The following is an 837-nucleotide window of genomic DNA, read 5'->3' as shown; positions in this document are numbered from 1 at the left end:
AGGGCGACCGATGCCGGATCGAGGCAGAAGCGGGGCCAGTAACTCCCACTCTTGGTCGGAGAGTTCATGACGACGGCGCACTCAATCATCATGGACCACTCCGGCGATCCTTTGAAGACGGACCGTAGTGCATGACGGGTGTGATGTCGATGGTGTTGTCCTGCTCCTCGGGCGGCAAGCTGCCCATGAGGCGTCTGATTTCTGCCAGGCTGAGTGGGGCAAGGGATGATCCGTTTCTGCGGCCCTGTTTTCCCTCCCTGCCTGGGCGGTCGCGGCGGCAAGGAAGGCGTGGGTGAGCATGGCCAGGGTGATGTGCCGATACCAGCCCACGTAGCGGCGGACTTCATACTCGTCCAGGCCGCACTCGTTCTTCGCGCTCTGGAAACACGACTCGATCGCCCAGCTGCTGCCAACCACTCGGACCAGCTCATCGACGGTGGTGCCGGCATGCGCATGGGCCAGGTAGTAGGCGATCTCATCGGGGCGGGCGATGCTCCGGCGGGCTATCACCCACCGGTGGTGGGAGGGCTCGCCGCCGCCCAAGAACGGGACAGCCGGCAGCTGGGCTGCGGCCCAGTCGTAGACACGCGAGCCCTTGGCACCGTTACTGCAGGGCAGCCTTTCCCAGGCATCGTCGGAAGCGTCGCCGATGAGCTGGTCAATACGCCAGCAACCAGCCAGTGACTTGATCTGCTGTGACTTCGGGACTGCTGCGGCATAGCCGAGCTCAGCTTCCTCGATCATGCGGCGGAAGTGCCAGTCCTGGCCGTAGAGAGCATCAGCAGTCACCCAGGAGAAGAGCAGCGGCGAAGCCAGCCCGGGTGACCAGGACCCGGG

General features: G+C 64.4%; 1 protein-coding gene. It reads right to left on the bottom strand.

Annotated elements, in window-relative coordinates:
• Positions 1-81 precede the first annotated feature (81 nt).
• Positions 82-837, bottom strand: a 756-nt coding sequence (locus ACFPP6_RS36480; protein WP_465269392.1) for an IS701 family transposase, incomplete at its 5' end; no start/stop codon positions are given.

The sequence above is a fragment of the Streptomyces aureoversilis genome (assembly GCF_042657885.1).
Classification (GTDB): Bacteria; Actinomycetota; Actinomycetes; order Streptomycetales; family Streptomycetaceae; genus Streptomyces; species Streptomyces aureoversilis.
The sequence above is the reverse complement of the archived record's forward strand: the minus strand, read 5'-3'. Positions and strand labels throughout refer to the sequence as shown.